The organism is Paenibacillus sinensis (assembly GCF_019904155.1).
Lineage (GTDB): Bacteria > Bacillota > Bacilli > Paenibacillales > Paenibacillaceae > Paenibacillus_AQ > Paenibacillus_AQ sinensis.
The window spans coordinates 21,951-40,227 of the sequence record NZ_JAHCMB010000121.1; the positions used below are offsets into that span (position 1 = coordinate 21,951).

Here is an 18,277-nt window from a genome sequence, read left to right on the forward strand (position 1 = left end):
TGCTGATTTTGCTGTCTGTGAGTTTTCCTGCGTTTTTTACGAACGATCATACAGCTGAAGCTCTAAATACAGACATCGTGAATTATGCGGATGTTCATATTCCAGCCTGGACGGATTCAAAGCATATTCTGACTTTTTATGTAGCGGGTGATATGTCGGTCGATATTCCGGAAACGGTCATAACCAACATCCAGTACAATAAAATCACGAAGAATATTACGTATAAGGTACAGCCGACCCGTTATCATGTCGTTAAGCATACCAACGCTAATGTCAGTGAATCGTACCATACCATTTTGCCGGGACTTTATGTCTTTTCGCAAATGTCGATTCAAGATGATGCACCTAATCAGTACGGTCTGGTAGACTGGGACCAAACAAGGTGGACTTATCAGCGTCTGGTTAATGATGTGGTAAGCGGAACGGCCTGGAGGAGTTACAGTGTTGATTCATTCGTAGACGTCAGCAACAGCGATGGAGCAGTTTCTGAGAATCAGGCTTATGATAATTACGATAAGGCATACAAAGATGCAATGGAGTTTTGGGGTCCCTCCTACGTTCCTTCCCCTATGCCTAATCCACCTACCAAAATGAGGTGGAGAACTTCAATTACAGATACTTATGATGATAATCTAAATACAGCGCAAAATTTCACAGTGTCGCGTGATTTCACCATTGATTTAGTTGTGAACAGCGCTCCGACCCTCTCGATCAGCACTCCAAGCGATCAAATGTTGTTGAATGATCCAGGTATGAACAGCTTGAACATCGAGGGCGTAGTCCAGGACCCGGATAACAATGACTTAACGGTGACAGCTGAAATTCCGAATGTCTGGTATAAGAGCATCAAGGTGCCGCAAGCAGGGGGAACCAAGCCATTCTCGATACCCTTGGATATCATTCAGGACTCTATTCCTCCTGGTGATTATACCGTTTGGGTTAAGGCAGTAGATCCGAGCAACGCCGCGGCTTCCGCTTCTGTCACCGTCAAGGTCAGGCAAAGGCTCAAGCGGAATATCTTTGTCTTAGTTGATTCTCCTATCCAGAATGCGACGACTTACACAGATACGGAGGGGGATATCAAGTACGCGGAGCGTTACCGCTATGACCATGATGCTGCCTTTTTTGACAGCGGTGAGGGTCTAATTTCAGGTTCCGGATTGTGGCGTACTACTCCGTACACATCTTTCCCGCTTCCAGGTTTATATATCGCGACCTATCAGCCGCGGGACACGCCGAAAAGCGATGATCGATTCGACGAATTCCGGATGTGGTCTCGGGATAATTTGACCCAGATGCGATTTCAGGTCCATCGGAAGCCTATCGCTCTTTTCTCAGCTAAACAAGTGAACGGAACTCTGCAGGTGGCGGACAGCTCTTATGATCTGGACCATACGTCAAGAGCGGATAAAGGACTGATCGATTGGCAGTGGCAATATAAGAAGGGCGAAGACGAGCTCTGGACAGAGGGACTTCCCAGTGGAACGCTGTCTACTACAGATTTATACACCATCCGGCTTCGGGTCCGGGATATAGATGGAGACAACAACCTTGGCGTGTGGAGCGATTGGTGTGTGCGAACGGTGGGAGCGTCAGCGGGTAATTTGGCTCCGGTAGCCATGTTTACCGTTAATCCAAACCCGGTTTCTTACCGTAAAGCTACGGTGACTACGGACAAATCATTCGATCCTGACAACGATCCGCTTGATATCTATCAGTGGACGGTTTCCAAAGAAGGCGGACCGCAAGTATGGAGTTACAGTGGAGGCCCGGCTGTTCCTCCGAATATAGCCGCCTATGGCATAGGCAACTTCCAGGTTTCTCTTCAGGTCCGTGACAACCGGGGATTATGGTCCTTGCCCTATAGCCAGACTGTTACCGTTATGAATCATCCTCCGAATCCGGCTTTTAACATGCCAGGCGAAGTATACCGGGATACTGTAATTGCCTTTGAGAATAATACACCTGATCCGGATGAGGACGGAGATTCATTGACCTATGCTTGGAATACGCGTGTTGATAATAGCGGTTATTATTATGCAGGAAACAGCCGCAATCCTACCATAAGCGTTCAGAATATGATCAATTGGTATAGTCTTGACCCGAAAAAAACCATCTCTGACGGATGGGAAGTACGTCTGACAGCGTCTGACGGTCAATTAAGTGGGAACGCTACAAAAACCTTTGAGGTAAAGAACCATAAGCCAACAGCAGCAATTGTAGGATCGGACACAGCTACCCAATATAACACCTATACTTATGCATCAAACGATCAGGATGAAGACATCGCTGACCAGCCCATCTTGAAATACTACTGGCGGATAACAGACACGGATGGGCAGATTTCCATGAAAAATTCGCCGAATGTCAGTCTGACCTATGATCAACCCGGCGTCTATACACTCGAACATTGGGCTGTAGACCAGATTGGAGACAAGTCGAATATTGCTTCGCTGAAAGTAACGGTAGCCGAGAATCAGCCTCCAGCCATGACGCTGACCTCGCCGGCTGGCCTCCGATCCAATCCAACGATCACTGATGCGGAGAAGGAAGGGGACCCATTGATCAAATGGAATTACTCCGATCCGGACGGAGATCCGCAGGAGAAATACCGGCTGGAGTTCTACACCAAGGACAGCCTCTTAGCTAAAACGATTGAGAACGATGACAGCACCGGATCTATCCGGCAGTACCAGATGCCCAATCAATCCCTGGAACGGTTCCTGTTCTATTCTGTGGTCGGCAGGGCGTATTCCAAGAACAATTGGTCCGAAATCTCCAACGAGAAAGCGTTCATTATCGACAACCCGCCCGTTCCAGGGTTCACCCTGATCACTGATACAGGGAAGGACGCTACGAAGGTTCCCATTTACCGGACGGATGTTCTGCAGATTGAGAGCACGGCGTATGACGATGATGAAGCTAAGGGCGACACGCTGTCGTATCAATATTTTTTGAAAAAGAGCGGCAGTTCCGAGGGGCTTGTAAGTGCAGCCGCCGACTTCAGCAAGCAGTTCACGAGCAACGGCACCTTCACGTACCGCCAGGTGGTGACGGATTCTCTGGGCCTGTTTCGTGAGATTACTCATGCTTTGACCGTGGTGAACCGACTGCCGGCAGTTAACTTGACCTTCCCGACAAGCGATACCGTGTCCAAGCCGACCATCTCCAGTACGCTGACTCCGATCATCAAATGGAGCTATTCCGATCCGGACGGGGATGAGCAGCAGCGTTTCCAGGTTAAAATTTACGATGCTGTATCGAGTGCATTACTGGTGGACTCGGGGGAACAAATCTCTACAGCTACTCAATGGAAGGTTCCGGCTGGCGCGCTGGAGGAGAATCGGAAGTACGCAGTCGAGGTCACGGTTCACGATGGACTGGAAAGCGAGGGCTTCGGCAGCGCCACTTCACCGCGCAAATATATGCTGGTTAATCTACTGAGCGTAAAAGGCGGGGTTAAGCATACATCGGATTGGAATATAAACCGGCAGAATAATAATCTGAAACAGACCGGCAATCCGGAAATCCCGCGGCCTTACACTGTTTTTTGGGCGGGAGAGAAGTTTGTACTGGTGGCGGATGCGACCGGACTTCCGGATACCATTGAGGTTACTATACCCGGCGGTTTGACAACGCAGCTCTCACCGGTCGATGAAGATAAGAAGCTATGGAATGGTTCACTGTACGATGAATCGTTCCAGTATCTCCCGGATGGCCCCATCACATTTACCTTTACTGCTACAAATGAATATCAGACGAAGACGGATAAGGTAACGGTCAATATTTTGGGGAATTGGGATGATTATTATAGAAGTCACCGGATAAAGTAAGTAAAATATGGACTGCTTCTTATTTAAAAAATAATGAGGCCGTCCTTTCCTTTCAAAGAGTATGCAAGGACCGGACCTATGCCGCGCTTGATTCTGTAAGGGGTTCAGTCTTGTGCAGATGCTCGTTTTTTCTGACTGAAAAAATTGTATAATCCGCCCGTCAAACTGGCGAAACTTGAATGGTTGGACCATAGGTTCGCAAAAACAATGGTAATGCTTCCACATTAGTGATACAATAATAGTCAAAATGACATTCTTGAGTTCCAGAGGAGGATTAATTGAATGACTGAACAACAGGCAAAAGAGCAAGCGATCCAGAAAGACGAGAACTCCACGATCGACAATCTGTCGATTACGACGATCCGTACGCTTGCTATCGATGCAATCGAGAAAGCCAAGTCCGGCCATCCGGGTATGCCAATGGGCTCCGCGCCGATGGGCTATCAGCTTTTTGCGAAGACGATGACCCATAATCCGGACCATCCGACCTGGGTGAACCGCGACCGGTTCGTTCTGTCGGCCGGACACGGCTCTATGCTGCTGTACAGCCTGCTGCATCTCAGCGGATATGATCTTCCGATGGAAGAATTGAAGCAGTTCCGCCAATGGGGAAGCTTGACTCCGGGTCACCCCGAGTTCGGCCACACCGCAGGCGTTGACGCTACCACCGGACCGCTTGGCCAGGGCATTGCCATGGCAGTCGGCATGGCGATCGCGGAAGCGCAGCTTGGCGCTACGTACAATAAAGATCAATATAATGTGATCGATCACTATACTTACGCAATCTGCGGCGACGGCGACCTGATGGAGGGTATTTCCTCCGAAGCTGCATCTTTGGCGGGTCACCTGAAGCTTGGCAAATTGGTTGTGCTGTACGATTCGAACGACATCTCCCTCGACGGCAAGCTGAACCTGGCATTCTCCGAGAATGTGGCTCAGCGCTTTGAAGCCTATGGCTGGCAAGTGCTGCGAGTGGAAGACGGCAATGATCTGCCGGCGATCAGCAAGGCCATCGCTGAAGGCCAGGCTGTTACGGACAAGCCGACCCTGATCGAAGTGAAGACGATTATCGGCTACGGTAGCCCGAACAAGCAGGGTAAGGGCGGCCACGGCGGTACTCACGGTTCCCCGCTCGGCGCCGAAGAAGCGAAGCTGACCAAGGAATTCTACAAATGGGTATACGAAGAAGACTTCTATGTTCCGGATGAAGTGCGCGCCCATTTTGCCGAAGTGAAGGAAAAAGGCATCGCCGCTAATAAAGCCTGGGATGAGAAATTCGCGGCTTACAAGCAGGCTTATCCGGAGCTTGCAGCCCAGTTCGAAACTGTGCAGAACGGTGATCTGAAAGAAGGATGGGACGCCAAGCTTCCGTTCTTTACAGCAGAAGACAAGGCCGTGTCCACCCGTGTGGCTTCCGGCAACGCGCTGAACGGCCTGACCGAAGGCGTTCCGCAGCTGTTCGGCGGCTCCGCCGACCTGGAGAGCTCCACGATGACGCATCTGAACGGATTGACTTCGTTCACGCCGGAATCATACGACGGCCGCAATATTTACTTCGGCGTGCGTGAATTCGGCATGGCAGCTGCCATGAACGGCATCGCGCTGCATTCCGGCCTGAAGGTGTTCGGCGGCACGTTCTTCGTCTTCACGGATTACCTGCGTCCGGCTGTTCGTCTGGCCGCGATCATGAAGCTGCCGGTTACGTATGTGCTTACGCATGACAGCATCGCCGTCGGCGAAGACGGTCCTACGCATGAACCGATCGAACAGCTGGCTTCCCTGCGCATTATTCCGGGTCTTACGGTCATCCGTCCGGCTGACGCCAACGAGACCTCCGCTGCATGGGCTTATGCCATGGAGAACAAGTCGAACCCGGTAGCTCTGGTGCTTACCCGCCAGAACCTGCCGATCCTCCCAGGAACGGTGGAAGGCGTTCGCGAGAACATCAAGCGCGGTGGATATGTCGTATCCGAAGCCAAGGGCAAGCCGCAGGCTCAGCTGATTGCAACCGGCTCCGAGGTTCAACTGGCTGTGAAAGCCCAAGCCGCACTGGCCGAGCAAGGCATCGACGTTCGCGTCATCAGCCTGCCGAGCTGGGATCTGTTCGAGAAGCAGGATAAGGCATACCGCGATTCCGTCATTCTGCCGGATGTCAAAGCCCGCCTTGCGATCGAAATGGCGCAGACCTTTGGCTGGGAGCGTTATACCGGCGATCAAGGCGACATTCTCGGCATCACGACTTTTGGCGCTTCGGCTCCTGGGGACACAGTAATCAAGGAATACGGCTTCACCGTAGAAAATGTTGTTTCCCGCGTGAAAGCTTTGCTGTAATATAGTAAAGATCACATCAGCGAAGCCAAGGGGGACAAGAGAAGCATGAGTCAGTTCAACAACGCAACCGTTCAGAAGCAAGCCAATATTTATTACGATGGAAAAGTAACCAGCCGTGCGGTGACTTTGGAGGATGGCCTCAAAGTTACACTCGGCATCATGCTTCCGGGCGTATATGAGTTCGGTACCGAAGGACCGGAGACGATGGAGATTCTGTCCGGCAAGCTGAAGGTGCTGCTGCCCGGCGCAGACAGCTGGCTGGATATCGACGGAACGGAGACTTTCCATGTTCCCGGCAATTCCAAGTTCTCGCTTGAGATCTTCACGGTAACTGACTACTGCTGCTCCTATCCGAAGAACCTGTAAAATCAGACAAGCCTGAATCGCACTACCGATTGCAGCAATAGTGTCCAACAGCCTGAATGAGGCGGACGCTCTTGCTGCATTTTTTACCTTCTATACTATGGAAAAGGAACCGGTGTTTCGCGGAGAAATTGGGGCAATATAAACCCGGGGCACGTTTTGAAGAGAGACATTGGATGGTAGCAGAGAGGCGATGCTGAGATAAAAAAACTGCCGGCTAGCGGTATTCATTCCGCGTCCGGCAGTTCCAGGTAATATGGCGAGAGGGGCTGGGGCCAGCGACATCCACGGCAACCGTCTGGGCTTCCGTCTGGTCCACCGACCGGTTCGTGGGCTGACTCGCGGTATGGTTCGCCCGCTCGGGTCCGCGGTCCGAGTCGCGCGCTGACTCGCGTACCATTCGCAATCCGGTCCGCACCCTGTCCACAGTCCGATTCGCGGGCTGAACCGCATACGGTTCGTCGTCCCGCCCTTCTCACGTTTCACGGCTGACCTGTGTTACTCGCCGATCTTACGGCCGATCCAAGCCTCGTAGGTCTTGACCACGGCGGACAGGTCTTCGTCACCGCTGCCGCTGTTGTAGCCGGCCTGGAACAGGCTCTTGACGAGCTCAAGAGCGGGAGTCGGCACGCCGTTCGCTCCGCCAAGCTGGGAGGCGAGCTTGAGATCCTTCAGCATAAGTCCAAGGGCGAACTGGTTGCTGAAGTCGCCGTCGATGATTTTGCGGCCTTTGAGTTCGACCTGCTTGCTTCCCGCAGAACCGTTCTGGATCAGCTCCAGGAACTTGTCCGCCGGCACGCCGGATTTCACGGCGATGGAGAAGCCTTCGGCCAGCGCGATGTTGTGAATGCCAACCATCGCATTATGCGCCAGCTTCGCCGCCGCGCCGCTTCCGTTCTCGCCCATATGCAGCAGCAGCCGTCCCATGGCGTCGAATACGTCGCGGTTCGCTTCAATAATATCGGCGCTGCCGCCTACCATGAAGACGAGCGTCCCGTCGACGGCGCCGGGCTTGCTGCCGGTAACCGGCGCATCGAGGAAATGCCCGCCCTTGGCGCTGACGGCGGCGGCGACTTCCTTGACAAGTCCGGGAGAGATGGTGCTGGAATCGATGATCACCGTTCCGGGCCGGAGCGTGTCGACCAGTCCGTCCGTTCCGTAGAATACCTCGCGGATGGAATCATCGTTGCTCACCATCGTAATAACAACATCCTTGCCTTCCGCCGCTTCACTTGGAGTGGAGGCAGAGGCTGCGCCTTCGGCGACCAGCGGCTCACATTTGGATGCCGTGCGGTTGTACACCGTTACCTGAAATCCCGCCCGCAGCAGGTTGGAGGCCATAGGCGCCCCCATCGTTCCGAGTCCGATAAAAGCGATTTGTTTCATGAAGTTTCACACCTTTGCTAATTTTTAACAACCGGGTAGGGCAGGTAACGAGTCGGTGGAAGAGTATCCGGGACGAACAATCGCGTTCTCTACAGAAAACAGCCGTATTTCCCGGATTTCCAGCCTATTCCTCTCTAGTTTAGCATGGCAAGGGAGGACGTTCCAGCGCTGCGGGGTCCGGAATTGCTGGAAGGAATCCTTCCATGCGGGCTGTTGTCTGGTCCAAATTGATACTCTGTCCTGTGCCCAAGTACCTTGCCAGCCCCGTGAAATTAAAGTATCCTATTATCAAGTTGTTACATTCGTGTCAAATCGAAAGAGAACCAGGAGGGTAACCTAACCGATGTCCAAGAAGATTAGCTTCGACTACAGCAATGCGCTGACTTTCGTTAACCAGCACGAGATTGATTATTTTGCAGCACCGATCAAGTTGGCTCATGAGCAGTTACATAGCAAGACGGGAACAGGCTCCGATTACACCGGATGGATCGATCTTCCCCAGACGTATGACAAAGAAGAATTCGCCCGCATCCAGGCGGCCGCCAAGAAGATTCAAGGCGATTCCGACGTGCTGATCGTTATCGGCATCGGCGGCTCTTATCTGGGAGCCCGCGCAGCGATCGAATCACTGACTCATTCCTTCTACAATAACCTGGATAAATCCAAGCGCAAGACCCCGGAAATCTACTTCGCAGGCAACAACATCAGCTCGACGTACGTGACTCACCTTCTCCAGCTGATCGAAGGCAAGGATTTCTCCGTTAACGTTATTTCGAAGTCCGGTACCACAACCGAGCCGGCGATCGCCTTCCGTATCTTCCGCGCAGCGCTTGAGAAGAAATATGGCAAGGAAGAAGCGCGTAAACGCATTTATGCAACTACCGATAAGGCAAGAGGCGCACTCAAGACGCTTGCCACTGAAGAAGGCTATGAAACATTCGTCATTCCGGACGATGTAGGCGGACGTTATTCCGTACTGACAGCCGTGGGACTTCTGCCGATCGCCGCAGCGGGCATCAGCATCGAAGAAATTATGGCAGGAGCCGCAGCCGCAGCCGACGAGTTCAACAATCCGGACGTGGCGACGAACCTGAGCTATCAATACGCAGCTGTTCGCAACGCTTTGTACCGCAAAGGCAAGACCACTGAAATTCTCGTCAACTACGAACCATCCCTGCACTATGTATCGGAGTGGTGGAAACAGCTGTTCGGTGAGAGCGAAGGCAAGGACTTCAAGGGCATCTATCCTTCCTCCGTCGATTTCTCGACCGATCTGCACTCCATGGGCCAATTTATCCAGGAAGGCAACCGCAATATTTTTGAGACGGTTATCCAGGTGGATCAGGTCAGAGAGCATATCACCATCGAGAGCGATCCGGATGATCTGGACGGACTGAACTTCCTGGCGGGCCAGACGGTTGATTTCGTCAACAAGAAGGCATTCCAGGGCACGCTGCTGGCCCACACGGACGGACAGGTTCCGAACCTCGTGGTTACCATTCCGGACCAGACGCCGTACAGCTTCGGATACCTCGTATACTTCTTTGAAAAAGCCTGCGGTATCAGCGGATACCTGCTTGGCGTCAACCCGTTCGACCAGCCGGGCGTAGAAGCATACAAGAAGAACATGTTCGCACTGCTCGGCAAACCGGGCTACGAGAAGGAGAAAGCCGAGCTGGAAGCCAGACTTTCCGAGTAGTATTGCCGTTTCACACGAACATCAACTGAACCAAAGGCGCAATTCACTGGAGAGCAGTCCATAGGGTATCCATTACCAGGGCTGCTCTTCCCATATCATGAAATCATCAACGCATACAAGGAATGAATGAAGGATGCTGGAAGAATACCGGACGGTACGGACCTCGGGATCAAAGGAAGTCGTCATCCGCAAATCGCGTTTTATCGGACACGTCATGCCGGTCGAGAGCGAAGAAGAAGCGGTTATGTTTATCGAAGACATCAAGAAGAAGCATTGGAACGCCACGCATAACTGCTCGGCCTATATGATCGGCGAACGTGACGAGATTCAGAAGCAGTCGGACGACGGCGAGCCGAGCGGAACGGCAGGGAAGCCGATTCTGGAGGTCATCCGGAACCAGGGCGTGAAGAATGTGGCGATCGTTGTGACACGCTACTTCGGAGGCATTATGCTGGGAGCGGGCGGGCTGATCCGGGCTTATACGGACAGAGCCGTGCTTGCGCTGGAGGCCGGAGAGGTTATCACCCGGGTGTTGCGCCGCGAGGTGTTTGTGGAAATCGAGTATACCTGGCTGGGCAAGGTCGAGAACGAGCTGCGCAGCCGCGGATATATAACGGGAGATACGGAATTTACCGACAAGGTGAAACTGTTATGCCTCCCCAAAAATGCAGAGGCGGATGCTTTTATGGCATGGATGACGGATTTGACACAGGGACAGGCAATGGTCACGGAAGGCAGGCGGATTTATTTTAGCGAAGGAGATTAAATAATATGGCTAGAAGAGCAGTGGAGCAGGAGTTGTCGAGAGAACGCATTTTGGAGGCGGCAAGGCACCTATTCATTACCAAGGGATATCGGGCCATCTCCATGCGCAGTATAGGTCAGCATTTGGGATACAGCCACGGATCACTCTATTATCATTTCAAGGAAAAAGCGGAGCTGTTCTATGCGATTGTCGTAGAGGACTTCAATCATATTGCTGCGCTGCTGGGCGATGCGATGAACAGAGCGCCTGAACCGGGTGTTAGCAAGGTGGAGCAGCTGCTTCTGGAGTTTATCCAGTTCGGCATCGATCATCCGTACCAGTATGAAATCATGTTCATGATCCGTGATGAAGAGCTATTGGCTTATTGTCGAGCGGAACAAGGGAAGTGTTTTGACTTGTTCTCCAGCATGGTGCGTCGGCATCTGAAGGAAGAAGGCTATGTGCCGGAAGACTGGCAGAGCGTGCCTTTGACCTTGTACCTATCCGCGCATGGATTCATCTCCTACTACATCCAGGATAAAATCAATTTCGAAGATGTGAAGACGGAAGCCGTGTCCCATGTGAAGGTGCTGTGCCGGAATTTGTAATTCGCTATGCTTTTGTGCTTTAGGGCTGTGAATTGGTAATTAGGCAGTTCTTTCATCCTTAAAAGCGCGAAAGTCGGATTAGAGCTTCGGACGATCATGACCTAGAGACAGCGGGCGCCTTTCCCTGCCGGGAAGGGCGCTCTTTCGCTTGACCGCTCTTCAACCTTCCATAATCTTCACCATAAACTGGCGCCGTCTCGGGCCGTCGAACTCGCAGAAGTAGATGCCCTGCCAGCGTCCCAGCAGCAGCTCTCCTTCATGTATGATGAGATGCTGCGAAGGGCCAGCCATAATCGACTTGAGATGCGAGGCCGTATTGCCTTCCGCATGCCGGTACTTGGGATGCTCCCAAGGAAACACCTCGTCCAGCAGCATCAGACAATCATGTTTGACGTCAGGGTCGGCATTCTCATTGATGGCGATTCCGGCAGTCGTGTGGGGACAGTAGACTAGCGCTAACCCTTCGCGGACCCCGCTTTTTCTAACATAAGACATAACTTCTCTCGTAATATCCCGCAGCTCATCCCGTTTGCTCGTTGAGATTTCGAAGGTTTGCAGCATAGGAGGGCGCCCCTTTCATAATTGGGTTTTGATCAGTTCCAAATTTATTTTAACGCAAAAAGAATTGAAAGTAATTGACGGTAGCAAGAGTAGGGTGGTAAAGTATAAATTAATTATTAAACCCAGTATGTTAATAGGAATTATATATTGACGTTTTGCTTTTTTATATGCCGACCCGTCAACCGGAGGTAGGAGGAACTTTGCCCGTGAATTCGCTGCTAAGACACAAAGGATGGACCTGGGGATTCAGATCAACCATCCTGCTCTATTTCGTCGTATTGATCGTGCTGCCGATACTTGGCGTCTATTACAACTCGTTCTCACTGGGCTTCGCCAATTTTATGGAGAGCATCTCCGATCCGATCGCCTGGAAATCGGTGATTCTGACGCTGCTGCTCGCGCTTGCGGCCACCGTTATTAACATCGCGCTCGGCACGATGATCGCCTGGGTGCTGGTGCGCTATAAATTTCCGGGGAGATCGCTGCTGAACAGCCTGGTCGATCTGCCGTTCGCTCTGCCGACAGCAGTAGGCGGCTTGATGATCCTGCTCCTGCTCGGACCTGGGAGCCTGATCGGCGGCATCGCCGATAAGCTGGGTTTTGAAATCGTCTTTCACCGGCCGGCGATCGTCATTGCCATGGTGTTCGTTACTTTCCCGTTCGTCATTCGCGCGGTGCAGCCATTGCTGGAGGAGCTTGATCCCTCGGAGGAAGAAGCAGCTTACACGATGGGCGCTTCGGGAAGCCGGGTGTTCCGGCAAGTTATCCTTCCATCCATGCTGCCCGGTATGGTCGGGGGCGGGATGCTGGCGTTCTCCAGAGCATTGGCCGAATTCGGAGCCGTCGTTCTGGTGGCGGGCAATATTCCGGGGCGTACACTCGTATCGTCCGTGTTCATTTACGGCGAGGTGGAGAGCGACAATCCTACCGGCGCCGCGGCCGTATCCGTCATTCTGCTGACCTTGTCCTTCCTGATCCTGTGGCTGATCAATGTGGTACAGATGAGGGGGAGACGGGCATGAGAAGATTATGGATCGGACTTACGTATGTGGTGTTCTTTCTTCTAATTGCGGCTCCATTGGGTAAAATGATCTCGAACGCCTTCAGCGGCGGCCTGTCCGGCTTTCGGGATGCGTTGACGAGGCCGGAAGCGCTGCACGCGCTGCTCATGACCGCGCTCGTTGTAATCGCCGTAACCGTGCTGAATACGCTGTTCGGCGTCATGACGGCGCTGTATCTGGTCCGGGCCAATTGGCTTGGACCCCGGCTGAAGAGCCTGCTCAACAGTGTGGTGGACCTGCCGTATGCGGTATCTCCCGTTATCGGCGGTCTGATGATCGTGCTGCTGCTGGGGCCGGACAGCGCGCTTGGCGTTCTTTTTGAGAAAATCGGCTTCCAAATCGTCTATGCCTTTCCCGGCATGGTGATCGCCACGCTGTTCGTCACATTCCCGCTGATGGTCAGGGAGGTCATGCCGGTCCTCCAGGAAATTGGCGGACAGCAGGAGGAAGCAGCCTCTACACTGGGCGCTTACGGCTGGACGACCTTCTGGAAGGTCACCTGGCCTTCGATCCAGTGGGCGGTATTCTACGGTGTCATCTTGACAGTGGCCCGCTCGCTCGGGGAATTCGGCGCCGTGCTGGTCGTGTCGGGCAGCATCATGAACAAGACCCAGACAGCGACGACGCTGGTCTATCAGGATGTGGAGAATTTCAATGTAACGGCGGCGGGCGGCGTCGCGCTGATATTAGCCGCTTTTTCGGTAGGACTCCTGCTGCTCATGGAATGGAGCAAGAAAAGAAAGGAAGTGCATTGACATGCATGTGGAAGTACGCGGTCTGAACAAGCATTTTGGAGATTTTCATGCGGTGAAGGATGTCAGCTTCGAAATTACAAAAGGACATTTGATTGGCCTGCTCGGCCCGAGCGGCGGCGGCAAAACGTCCATTCTCCGGATGCTGGCGGGACTTGAGTCGCCTGATTCCGGCGAGATCGTCTTCCACGGACAAGTCGTAAATAATCTTCCGCCGCAGGAGCGCGGGATCGGCTTTGTGTTCCAGAACTATGCGCTGTTCAAGCATATGACGGTATACGATAACATCGCTTTCGGACTTAAGGTGAAAAAAGCGAACAAGGGCGTTATCCGCGACCGGGTCATGGAGCTGGTCGAGCTGACCGGTCTCAAAGGCTTTGAGAAGCGGTATCCGCAGCAGCTGTCCGGCGGGCAGCGCCAGCGGGTGGCGTTCGCCCGGGCGCTCGCGCCGGAGCCTCAGCTGCTCCTGCTCGATGAACCGTTCGCCGCGATCGACGCGAAGATTCGCCAGGAGCTTCGTTCCTGGCTGCGGGAGCTGATCGAGCGTGTCGGGATCACCTCTATTTTTGTAACACATGACCAGGATGAGGCCATTGAGGTGGCGGACGAGATTATGATCATTAACCAGGGCCGTCTGGAGCAGAAGGGCACGCCTTGGGACATTTATAAGGAACCGAAGACAACGTTCGTGGCAACCTTTATCGGGGAATCGACGCTGATTGAGAATGCCGCCGAGCTGAAGGGCTTCAAGCAGGCGGAGGGCGGACAGCCGAACAAAGCCTTGATCCGTCCCGAGTATATCGAGATCGGACAGCTTCATGAGTTCAAAGTGGCTTCCGCTACGGAAAAAGGGATCGTCAAGCATCTGCAGTTCCGGGGTAGCGAATGGCTTGTCGAGGTGGAAGTGAACGGCCACAAGCTGGTGACCTACCGGTCGCTTGAGAAGGAGACGCTGGAAGTGGGCCAGGAAATCGCCGTGCTCGTGCACCGCGCTTACCTGTTCAATGACGAGCGCAGCTGGATTCAGGAGAACAGCCTGAAGACCGACCCGATGCCGGTCTACATTTAATACAGGAAGCTGGACACTGCGCATTTATTAAGGAATGGGGCTAGGAAATGAAGCTTAGGAGTAGGAGCAGACAACTGCACGCCTGGCTTGCCGTCCTGCTGCTGGCGCTGACGCTCTCCGGATGCGGGGGCGGCAATGATGCGGCGGCGGATACGGCACCAAAAAGCGATGTGACCCTGGTCATCGGCGCTTATAGCGTAGCGAAGGATGCGATGGCGGATATTCTGCCGCTGTTCGCGGAGAAATGGAAAGCGGAAACCGGACAGTCGATTTCATTCCAGCAATCGTATGAGGCCTCCGGAACGCAGGCACGGGCGATTGTCGGCGGGTTCGAAGCGGATGTAACGCTGCTTGCCATGGAAGGCGATGTCGACAAGCTCGTCAAGGCGGGGCTGGTCAAGGACAATTGGAAGGATCGCGGCGCGGATGGCATGGTGACGCGATCAATCGTTGTGCTCGGTACCCGTGCGGGAAATCCGAAAGGGATCAAGGGTTTTACCGACTTGGCGAAGCCGGGAATCAAGGTGCTGTACCCTAATCCGAAGACCTCCGGAGGCGCGCAGTGGGATATCAATGCCATCTACGGCGCCGGTTTGAAACAGTCCGAGGAGAAGGAAGGGGCTAAAGACCCTGCGGCGGCCAAAGCGTTCCTGGCGAGCGTTCATGCCAATATAGAGTCGCTCGACAAGAGCGGACGCGCCTCTATGGCAGCTTTTGAATACGGCGTGGGCGACGTTATCGTCACTTACGAGAATGAGCTGCTGGCGCGGATCGCCCAAGGCGTGAAGTACGATGTCGTCATTCCAAAGAATACCATTCTGATCGAGAACCCGGCGGCTGTCGTAGACAAGTATGTCGACAAGCATGGAACGCGGGCCGCTGCCGAGGCGTTCGTCAATTTCCTGATGACGCCGGAGGCGCAGGAGGTATTCGCCAAGCACGGCTTCCGTCCTGTGGACCAGAATGTATATAAGGAAAATGAAAGCCGCTTCCCGGTTCCGGAAGGATTATTCGATATTAACTATCTGGGCGGCTGGAACGAGGTAAGAAGTACCCTCTACTCGAAAAAGGGAGTCTGGTATCAGGTGCTTGCGGGTATATAAGCGCGGCGCCGGACGTGGGCTCGGGTTTCGCGCTGGTCCCGACTTCCGTCTTTCGAGCAACTCATCCGAATTAAGAGCAGGCCGTCTTCGGAAGAAGGCGGCCTTTTTGCATTGCCTGTTTTTACATTCGAAATTTCACAATCAAAATCGGCATTAGGGTGATAGCGCTTCCCTGTTCTATAATAGGGGACGAGTGTTCTAAGGCGATTAGAGAGAAACGACAGTACGGCATATAGAAGGGAGAGAACGTTATGGATACATTGGTGTTTTTGGGTACGGGCGACGCGATGGGCACGCCCAGAGTGTACTGCGGGTGTGAGGTGTGCGAGGAAGCGAGAGCGGGCGGGATCAACGCGCGGCTGCGCTCCTCCGTCATGATCGAAGGGAAGGACGATTTCCTGGTGATCGACTGCGGACCGGACTGGCGGCGGCAGATGGAGGCTCTGGGCATTCGCTTGATGCGCAGGCTGCTGATTACCCACGGCCACTTTGACCATATCGGCGGGCTGCCGGAATGGGCCGATGCCTGCCGGTGGACCGGAATCAAAGGCGAGCTGTACACGCCCGCCGAGGTTATTCCGGTCATACTGCGGCAGTATCCGTGGCTCGGCAACCAGCTTGACATCATCCCCATGGACGGCGGTATAACACTGGACGGCTGGCAAATCTCCTCCTGGCGCGTCAACCATGGCAAGAACGGCTACTCCTATGCGTTCCGGCTGGAGAAGGAGGACTATGCCTGGGTGTATTGCCCGGACTCGATCTCTCTTGGAGAAGAAGAAACCCGGCTCATGCGGGATGCGGATCTGTTGGTGCTGGGCACGAGCTTCTATCATGAGGAAGCCGAGCTGTCGACCCGTTCCGTCTACGATATGACCGAGGCTGCAGAGCTTCTGCAGGACATCAAGCCGGGCCGGACGTACTACACGCATATGTCGCATGACGTCGATCTGCGGAAGGCCTATGTGCTGCCTGAGCGGGTGGAGCTTGCACGGACAGGACTGAGAGTAAAGCTGGGCCGCTGATACTTACAGCCAGCGGGTGCAATAGCCGAGGCGATCTGGCCCGCAGCCACGTTAAGCGCTGGCATATACCGGCATATGACTGCCCAAGCGGAATCCAGCTTCCATCCCGTGGCGAGAATGCTAGCCGATTGGATGAAAGCGAATCATGCAGTTGAATAGCGGAATAGCTGAATAACTGAATAGCCGAGTCCAGCGCTCAATACAATCTGCCGGTGCGGAATCATCCAGCTGAAGCCTTTAATTCGGCTGGCTTAAATCGCGCTTACTCGTTGCCAACGGGCCGTGCTGAACCGGCGCCCAGGCATGCGGCCGCATGTCGGCCGATGGCCGCGATGGCTTCTCTGGCTTCCGGGATCAGGTAAGCGAACAGATGAAAGACGCTCCACATCGGCTCATACACCTCCAGCTGGACCTTCACGCCGGCTGCCTCCGCTTTGGCGGCGAGCCGGAGCGCGTCGTCCAGCAGCACTTCCTGGCCGCCGGCCTGGATCAGCAGGGGAGGCAGGCCGGCGAGGTCCATCCGCAGCGGCGAGAGGATGGCCGGGATCTCTCCATGCAAGTCCTGCAGGTAATCCAGCAGGATACGCTTGCTGGTCTCCAGGCTGCCTGTCGGGTCGCATTCGCGGCGGGTAACGAAGGACCCGCCGTCCAGATAGACCAGATCCGCATGCGGCGAGACCAGAAAGGCTCCGGCCGGCATGTCCTTGCCGGCATCCCGGAGGGCAAGCAGCGTCATCAGGACCAGGCTTGCCCCCACAGAATCGCCGCCGAGCACGATGTCGCCCGGCGAATACCCGGACCCGAGCAGCCAGCGGTAGGCGGCCAGGGCATCGTCATTGGCCGCCGGGTAAGGATGCTCGGGGGCGAGCCGGTATTCCGGGACGAGCACCCGGACTCCGGCAGCTTCCGCGAGGCGGCCCGCCAGCTCGCGGTAGAAGGCGCAGCTTCCCGCCGTGAAGCCTCCGCCGTGCAGGTACAGCACGGCTTTGCCGGCCAGGGCGGGATCAGGCTCGCCGCAGCTTACCCATTCGCCGCGCATGTGCAAGATGACGGCCTCCTGGAATTGAAGGCCGGGCAGCGGGGGGCGCCGGTCGGCTTCACGGTCCAGCGCCTCACGGACCTGGATATGGTCATGGCCTGCCAACCGGGTGTTTTGTCTTAAGGCTTCTTTAATCGCTTCAAGCATTTGGGGATCAGTAGTTTCCATTTGAAGATTCCTCCTTGACCTGGGATGGCTTCATTCTAAAGCCTGTAGCAAGAAACAAGGTCAAGCGGAATATCTCTACGGAATACCTGAGTATTCTACATACGAAGAATGGATTTGACCGTCTGGATGTCCGGATGGATCTGCTCTGCGGTAAGAAGCTGTTTAAGCCCGGCCAAATTTTGGCGGGTCTGCTCCTTAAGTTCGATCTCGCGGAGCAGCGCTTCCATTTTCCTGTCGATCAGCGCCGTGAAGTCTTCAAGACGGATTCCCTGGTCCTGCGATTTGCCGAGCGCCTTGCGGATTTCCTTGATCGTGAAGCCGCACTGCTTGGCGTTGCCGATGAACGCAAGCCGGATCAGCACATCCTCGGTGTACAGCCGATAGCCGGTGGCGGTGCGCCCTGGAGGCGGAATCAACCCCTGCTGCTCATAGTAGCGCAGCGTCTCGGCATGCAGCCCGCTTCGTTTGGCAAGCTCCCCTCGCGTATAGGTCGTCATATATCAGTATCACCCCCGTCCTCATTACTCTAACTCA

16 protein-coding genes are annotated in these 18,277 nt (G+C 54.2%); 11 read left to right on the forward strand and 5 right to left on the reverse strand.

All coding sequences use genetic code 11. The annotated features are described in order from the left end of the window. Nucleotides 1-77 precede the first annotated feature (77 nt). The 3 genes from KIH86_RS12700 to ppnP all read left to right on the forward strand — a co-directional run bounded on the left by KIH86_RS12700 (nt 78) and on the right by ppnP (nt 6,530). Entirely contained in the window at nt 78-3,833 is a 3,756-nt protein-coding gene (locus KIH86_RS12700; protein ID WP_223110497.1) for a hypothetical protein, read from the forward strand. A gap of 282 nt (nt 3,834-4,115) precedes the next feature. Further along, on the forward strand, nt 4,116-6,164 hold the full coding sequence (gene tkt, locus KIH86_RS12705; RefSeq protein WP_223085677.1) for a transketolase: 2,049 nt from the start codon (nt 4,116-4,118) through the stop codon (nt 6,162-6,164). 45 nt (nt 6,165-6,209) lie between these two features. Then, on the forward strand, nt 6,210-6,530 hold the full coding sequence (gene ppnP, locus KIH86_RS12710; RefSeq protein ID WP_038694366.1) for a pyrimidine/purine nucleoside phosphorylase: 321 nt from the start codon (nt 6,210-6,212) through the stop codon (nt 6,528-6,530). A gap of 214 nt (nt 6,531-6,744) precedes the next feature. Here ppnP and KIH86_RS12715 read toward each other — a convergent pair whose 3' ends face one another. Next, nucleotides 6,745-6,933: a hypothetical protein gene (locus KIH86_RS12715; RefSeq protein WP_223085676.1), complete on the reverse strand. Its 189-nt coding sequence runs from the start codon at nt 6,931-6,933 to the stop codon at nt 6,745-6,747. A gap of 92 nt (nt 6,934-7,025) precedes the next feature. After that, the gene (locus tag KIH86_RS12720) at nt 7,026-7,913 is read right to left on the reverse strand and encodes an NAD(P)-dependent oxidoreductase (RefSeq protein WP_223085675.1); all 888 of its coding nucleotides are present in this window, start codon (nt 7,911-7,913) and stop codon (nt 7,026-7,028) included. A 343-nt stretch (nt 7,914-8,256) separates the two neighbouring features. Between KIH86_RS12720 and KIH86_RS12725 the strand changes: the two genes are divergently transcribed. The 3 genes from KIH86_RS12725 to KIH86_RS12735 all read left to right on the forward strand — a co-directional run bounded on the left by KIH86_RS12725 (nt 8,257) and on the right by KIH86_RS12735 (nt 10,965). Continuing rightward, complete coding sequence (locus tag KIH86_RS12725) at nt 8,257-9,612, forward strand: glucose-6-phosphate isomerase (RefSeq protein WP_223085674.1); 1,356 nt, start codon at nt 8,257-8,259, stop codon at nt 9,610-9,612. 133 nt (nt 9,613-9,745) lie between these two features. Further along, entirely contained in the window at nt 9,746-10,378 is a 633-nt protein-coding gene (locus KIH86_RS12730) for a YigZ family protein (RefSeq protein ID WP_223085673.1), read from the forward strand. Nucleotides 10,379-10,383: 5 nt separating this feature from the next. After that, nucleotides 10,384-10,965 carry a TetR/AcrR family transcriptional regulator gene (locus KIH86_RS12735; protein ID WP_223085672.1) on the forward strand — a complete coding sequence of 194 codons (582 nt, stop codon included), beginning with the start codon at nt 10,384-10,386 and terminating at the stop codon, nt 10,963-10,965. A 159-nt stretch (nt 10,966-11,124) separates the two neighbouring features. On the opposite strand, the gene KIH86_RS12740 is transcribed toward KIH86_RS12735, so the two are convergent. Continuing rightward, entirely contained in the window at nt 11,125-11,526 is a 402-nt protein-coding gene (locus KIH86_RS12740) for a secondary thiamine-phosphate synthase enzyme YjbQ (RefSeq protein ID WP_223085671.1), read from the reverse strand. A gap of 206 nt (nt 11,527-11,732) precedes the next feature. On the opposite strand from KIH86_RS12740, the gene cysT reads away from it, so the two are divergent. The 5 genes from cysT (at nt 11,733) to KIH86_RS12765 (ending at nt 16,536) form a co-directional block, all read left to right on the forward strand. Further along, entirely contained in the window at nt 11,733-12,548 is an 816-nt protein-coding gene (gene cysT / locus KIH86_RS12745) for a sulfate ABC transporter permease subunit CysT (protein WP_223085670.1), read from the forward strand. Then, the gene (locus KIH86_RS12750; RefSeq protein WP_223085669.1) at nt 12,545-13,342 is read left to right on the forward strand and encodes a sulfate ABC transporter permease subunit; all 798 of its coding nucleotides are present in this window, start codon (nt 12,545-12,547) and stop codon (nt 13,340-13,342) included. Before cysT ends, KIH86_RS12750 begins: the two co-directional genes overlap by 4 nt. Nucleotide 13,343: 1 nt before the next feature. Beyond that, a complete protein-coding gene (locus KIH86_RS12755; RefSeq protein ID WP_223085668.1) occupies nt 13,344-14,408 on the forward strand; it encodes a sulfate/molybdate ABC transporter ATP-binding protein in 1,065 nt (354 codons plus the stop codon). A gap of 47 nt (nt 14,409-14,455) precedes the next feature. Beyond that, a complete protein-coding gene (locus tag KIH86_RS12760; protein ID WP_223085667.1) occupies nt 14,456-15,511 on the forward strand; it encodes a sulfate ABC transporter substrate-binding protein in 1,056 nt (351 codons plus the stop codon). A gap of 251 nt (nt 15,512-15,762) precedes the next feature. After that, nucleotides 15,763-16,536, forward strand: coding sequence for an MBL fold metallo-hydrolase (locus KIH86_RS12765; RefSeq protein ID WP_223085666.1), 774 nt, complete (start codon nt 15,763-15,765; stop codon nt 16,534-16,536). Nucleotides 16,537-16,798: 262 nt separating this feature from the next. On the opposite strand, the gene KIH86_RS12770 is transcribed toward KIH86_RS12765, so the two are convergent. Both KIH86_RS12770 and KIH86_RS12775 read right to left on the reverse strand, forming a co-directional pair. Beyond that, nucleotides 16,799-17,743 (reverse strand): alpha/beta hydrolase, encoded by a 945-nt coding sequence (locus KIH86_RS12770; protein ID WP_223085665.1) that lies wholly within the window; start codon nt 17,741-17,743, stop codon nt 16,799-16,801. A 95-nt stretch (nt 17,744-17,838) separates the two neighbouring features. Continuing rightward, the gene (locus KIH86_RS12775) at nt 17,839-18,240 is read right to left on the reverse strand and encodes a MerR family transcriptional regulator (RefSeq protein WP_223085664.1); all 402 of its coding nucleotides are present in this window, start codon (nt 18,238-18,240) and stop codon (nt 17,839-17,841) included. Nucleotides 18,241-18,277 lie beyond the last annotated feature (37 nt).

Excerpts from the sequence above, each read along its gene's own strand:
- tkt (WP_223085677.1), top strand. The coding sequence starts at position 4,116 with ATGACTGAACAACAGGCAAAAGAGCAAGCGATCCAGAAAGACGAGAAC.
- ppnP (WP_038694366.1), top strand. The coding sequence starts at position 6,210 with ATGAGTCAGTTCAACAACGCAACCGTTCAGAAGCAAGCCAATATTTAT.
- KIH86_RS12720 (WP_223085675.1), bottom strand. The coding sequence starts at position 7,913 with ATGAAACAAATCGCTTTTATCGGACTCGGAACGATGGGGGCGCCTATG.
- KIH86_RS12725 (WP_223085674.1), top strand. The coding sequence starts at position 8,257 with ATGTCCAAGAAGATTAGCTTCGACTACAGCAATGCGCTGACTTTCGTT.
- KIH86_RS12730 (WP_223085673.1), top strand. The coding sequence starts at position 9,746 with ATGCTGGAAGAATACCGGACGGTACGGACCTCGGGATCAAAGGAAGTC.
- KIH86_RS12735 (WP_223085672.1), top strand. The coding sequence starts at position 10,384 with ATGGCTAGAAGAGCAGTGGAGCAGGAGTTGTCGAGAGAACGCATTTTG.
- KIH86_RS12740 (WP_223085671.1), bottom strand. The coding sequence starts at position 11,526 with ATGCTGCAAACCTTCGAAATCTCAACGAGCAAACGGGATGAGCTGCGG.
- KIH86_RS12750 (WP_223085669.1), top strand. The coding sequence starts at position 12,545 with ATGAGAAGATTATGGATCGGACTTACGTATGTGGTGTTCTTTCTTCTA.
- KIH86_RS12755 (WP_223085668.1), top strand. The coding sequence starts at position 13,344 with ATGCATGTGGAAGTACGCGGTCTGAACAAGCATTTTGGAGATTTTCAT.
- KIH86_RS12760 (WP_223085667.1), top strand. The coding sequence starts at position 14,456 with ATGAAGCTTAGGAGTAGGAGCAGACAACTGCACGCCTGGCTTGCCGTC.
- KIH86_RS12765 (WP_223085666.1), top strand. The coding sequence starts at position 15,763 with ATGGATACATTGGTGTTTTTGGGTACGGGCGACGCGATGGGCACGCCC.
- KIH86_RS12770 (WP_223085665.1), bottom strand. The coding sequence starts at position 17,743 with ATGGAAACTACTGATCCCCAAATGCTTGAAGCGATTAAAGAAGCCTTA.
- KIH86_RS12775 (WP_223085664.1), bottom strand. The coding sequence starts at position 18,240 with ATGACGACCTATACGCGAGGGGAGCTTGCCAAACGAAGCGGGCTGCAT.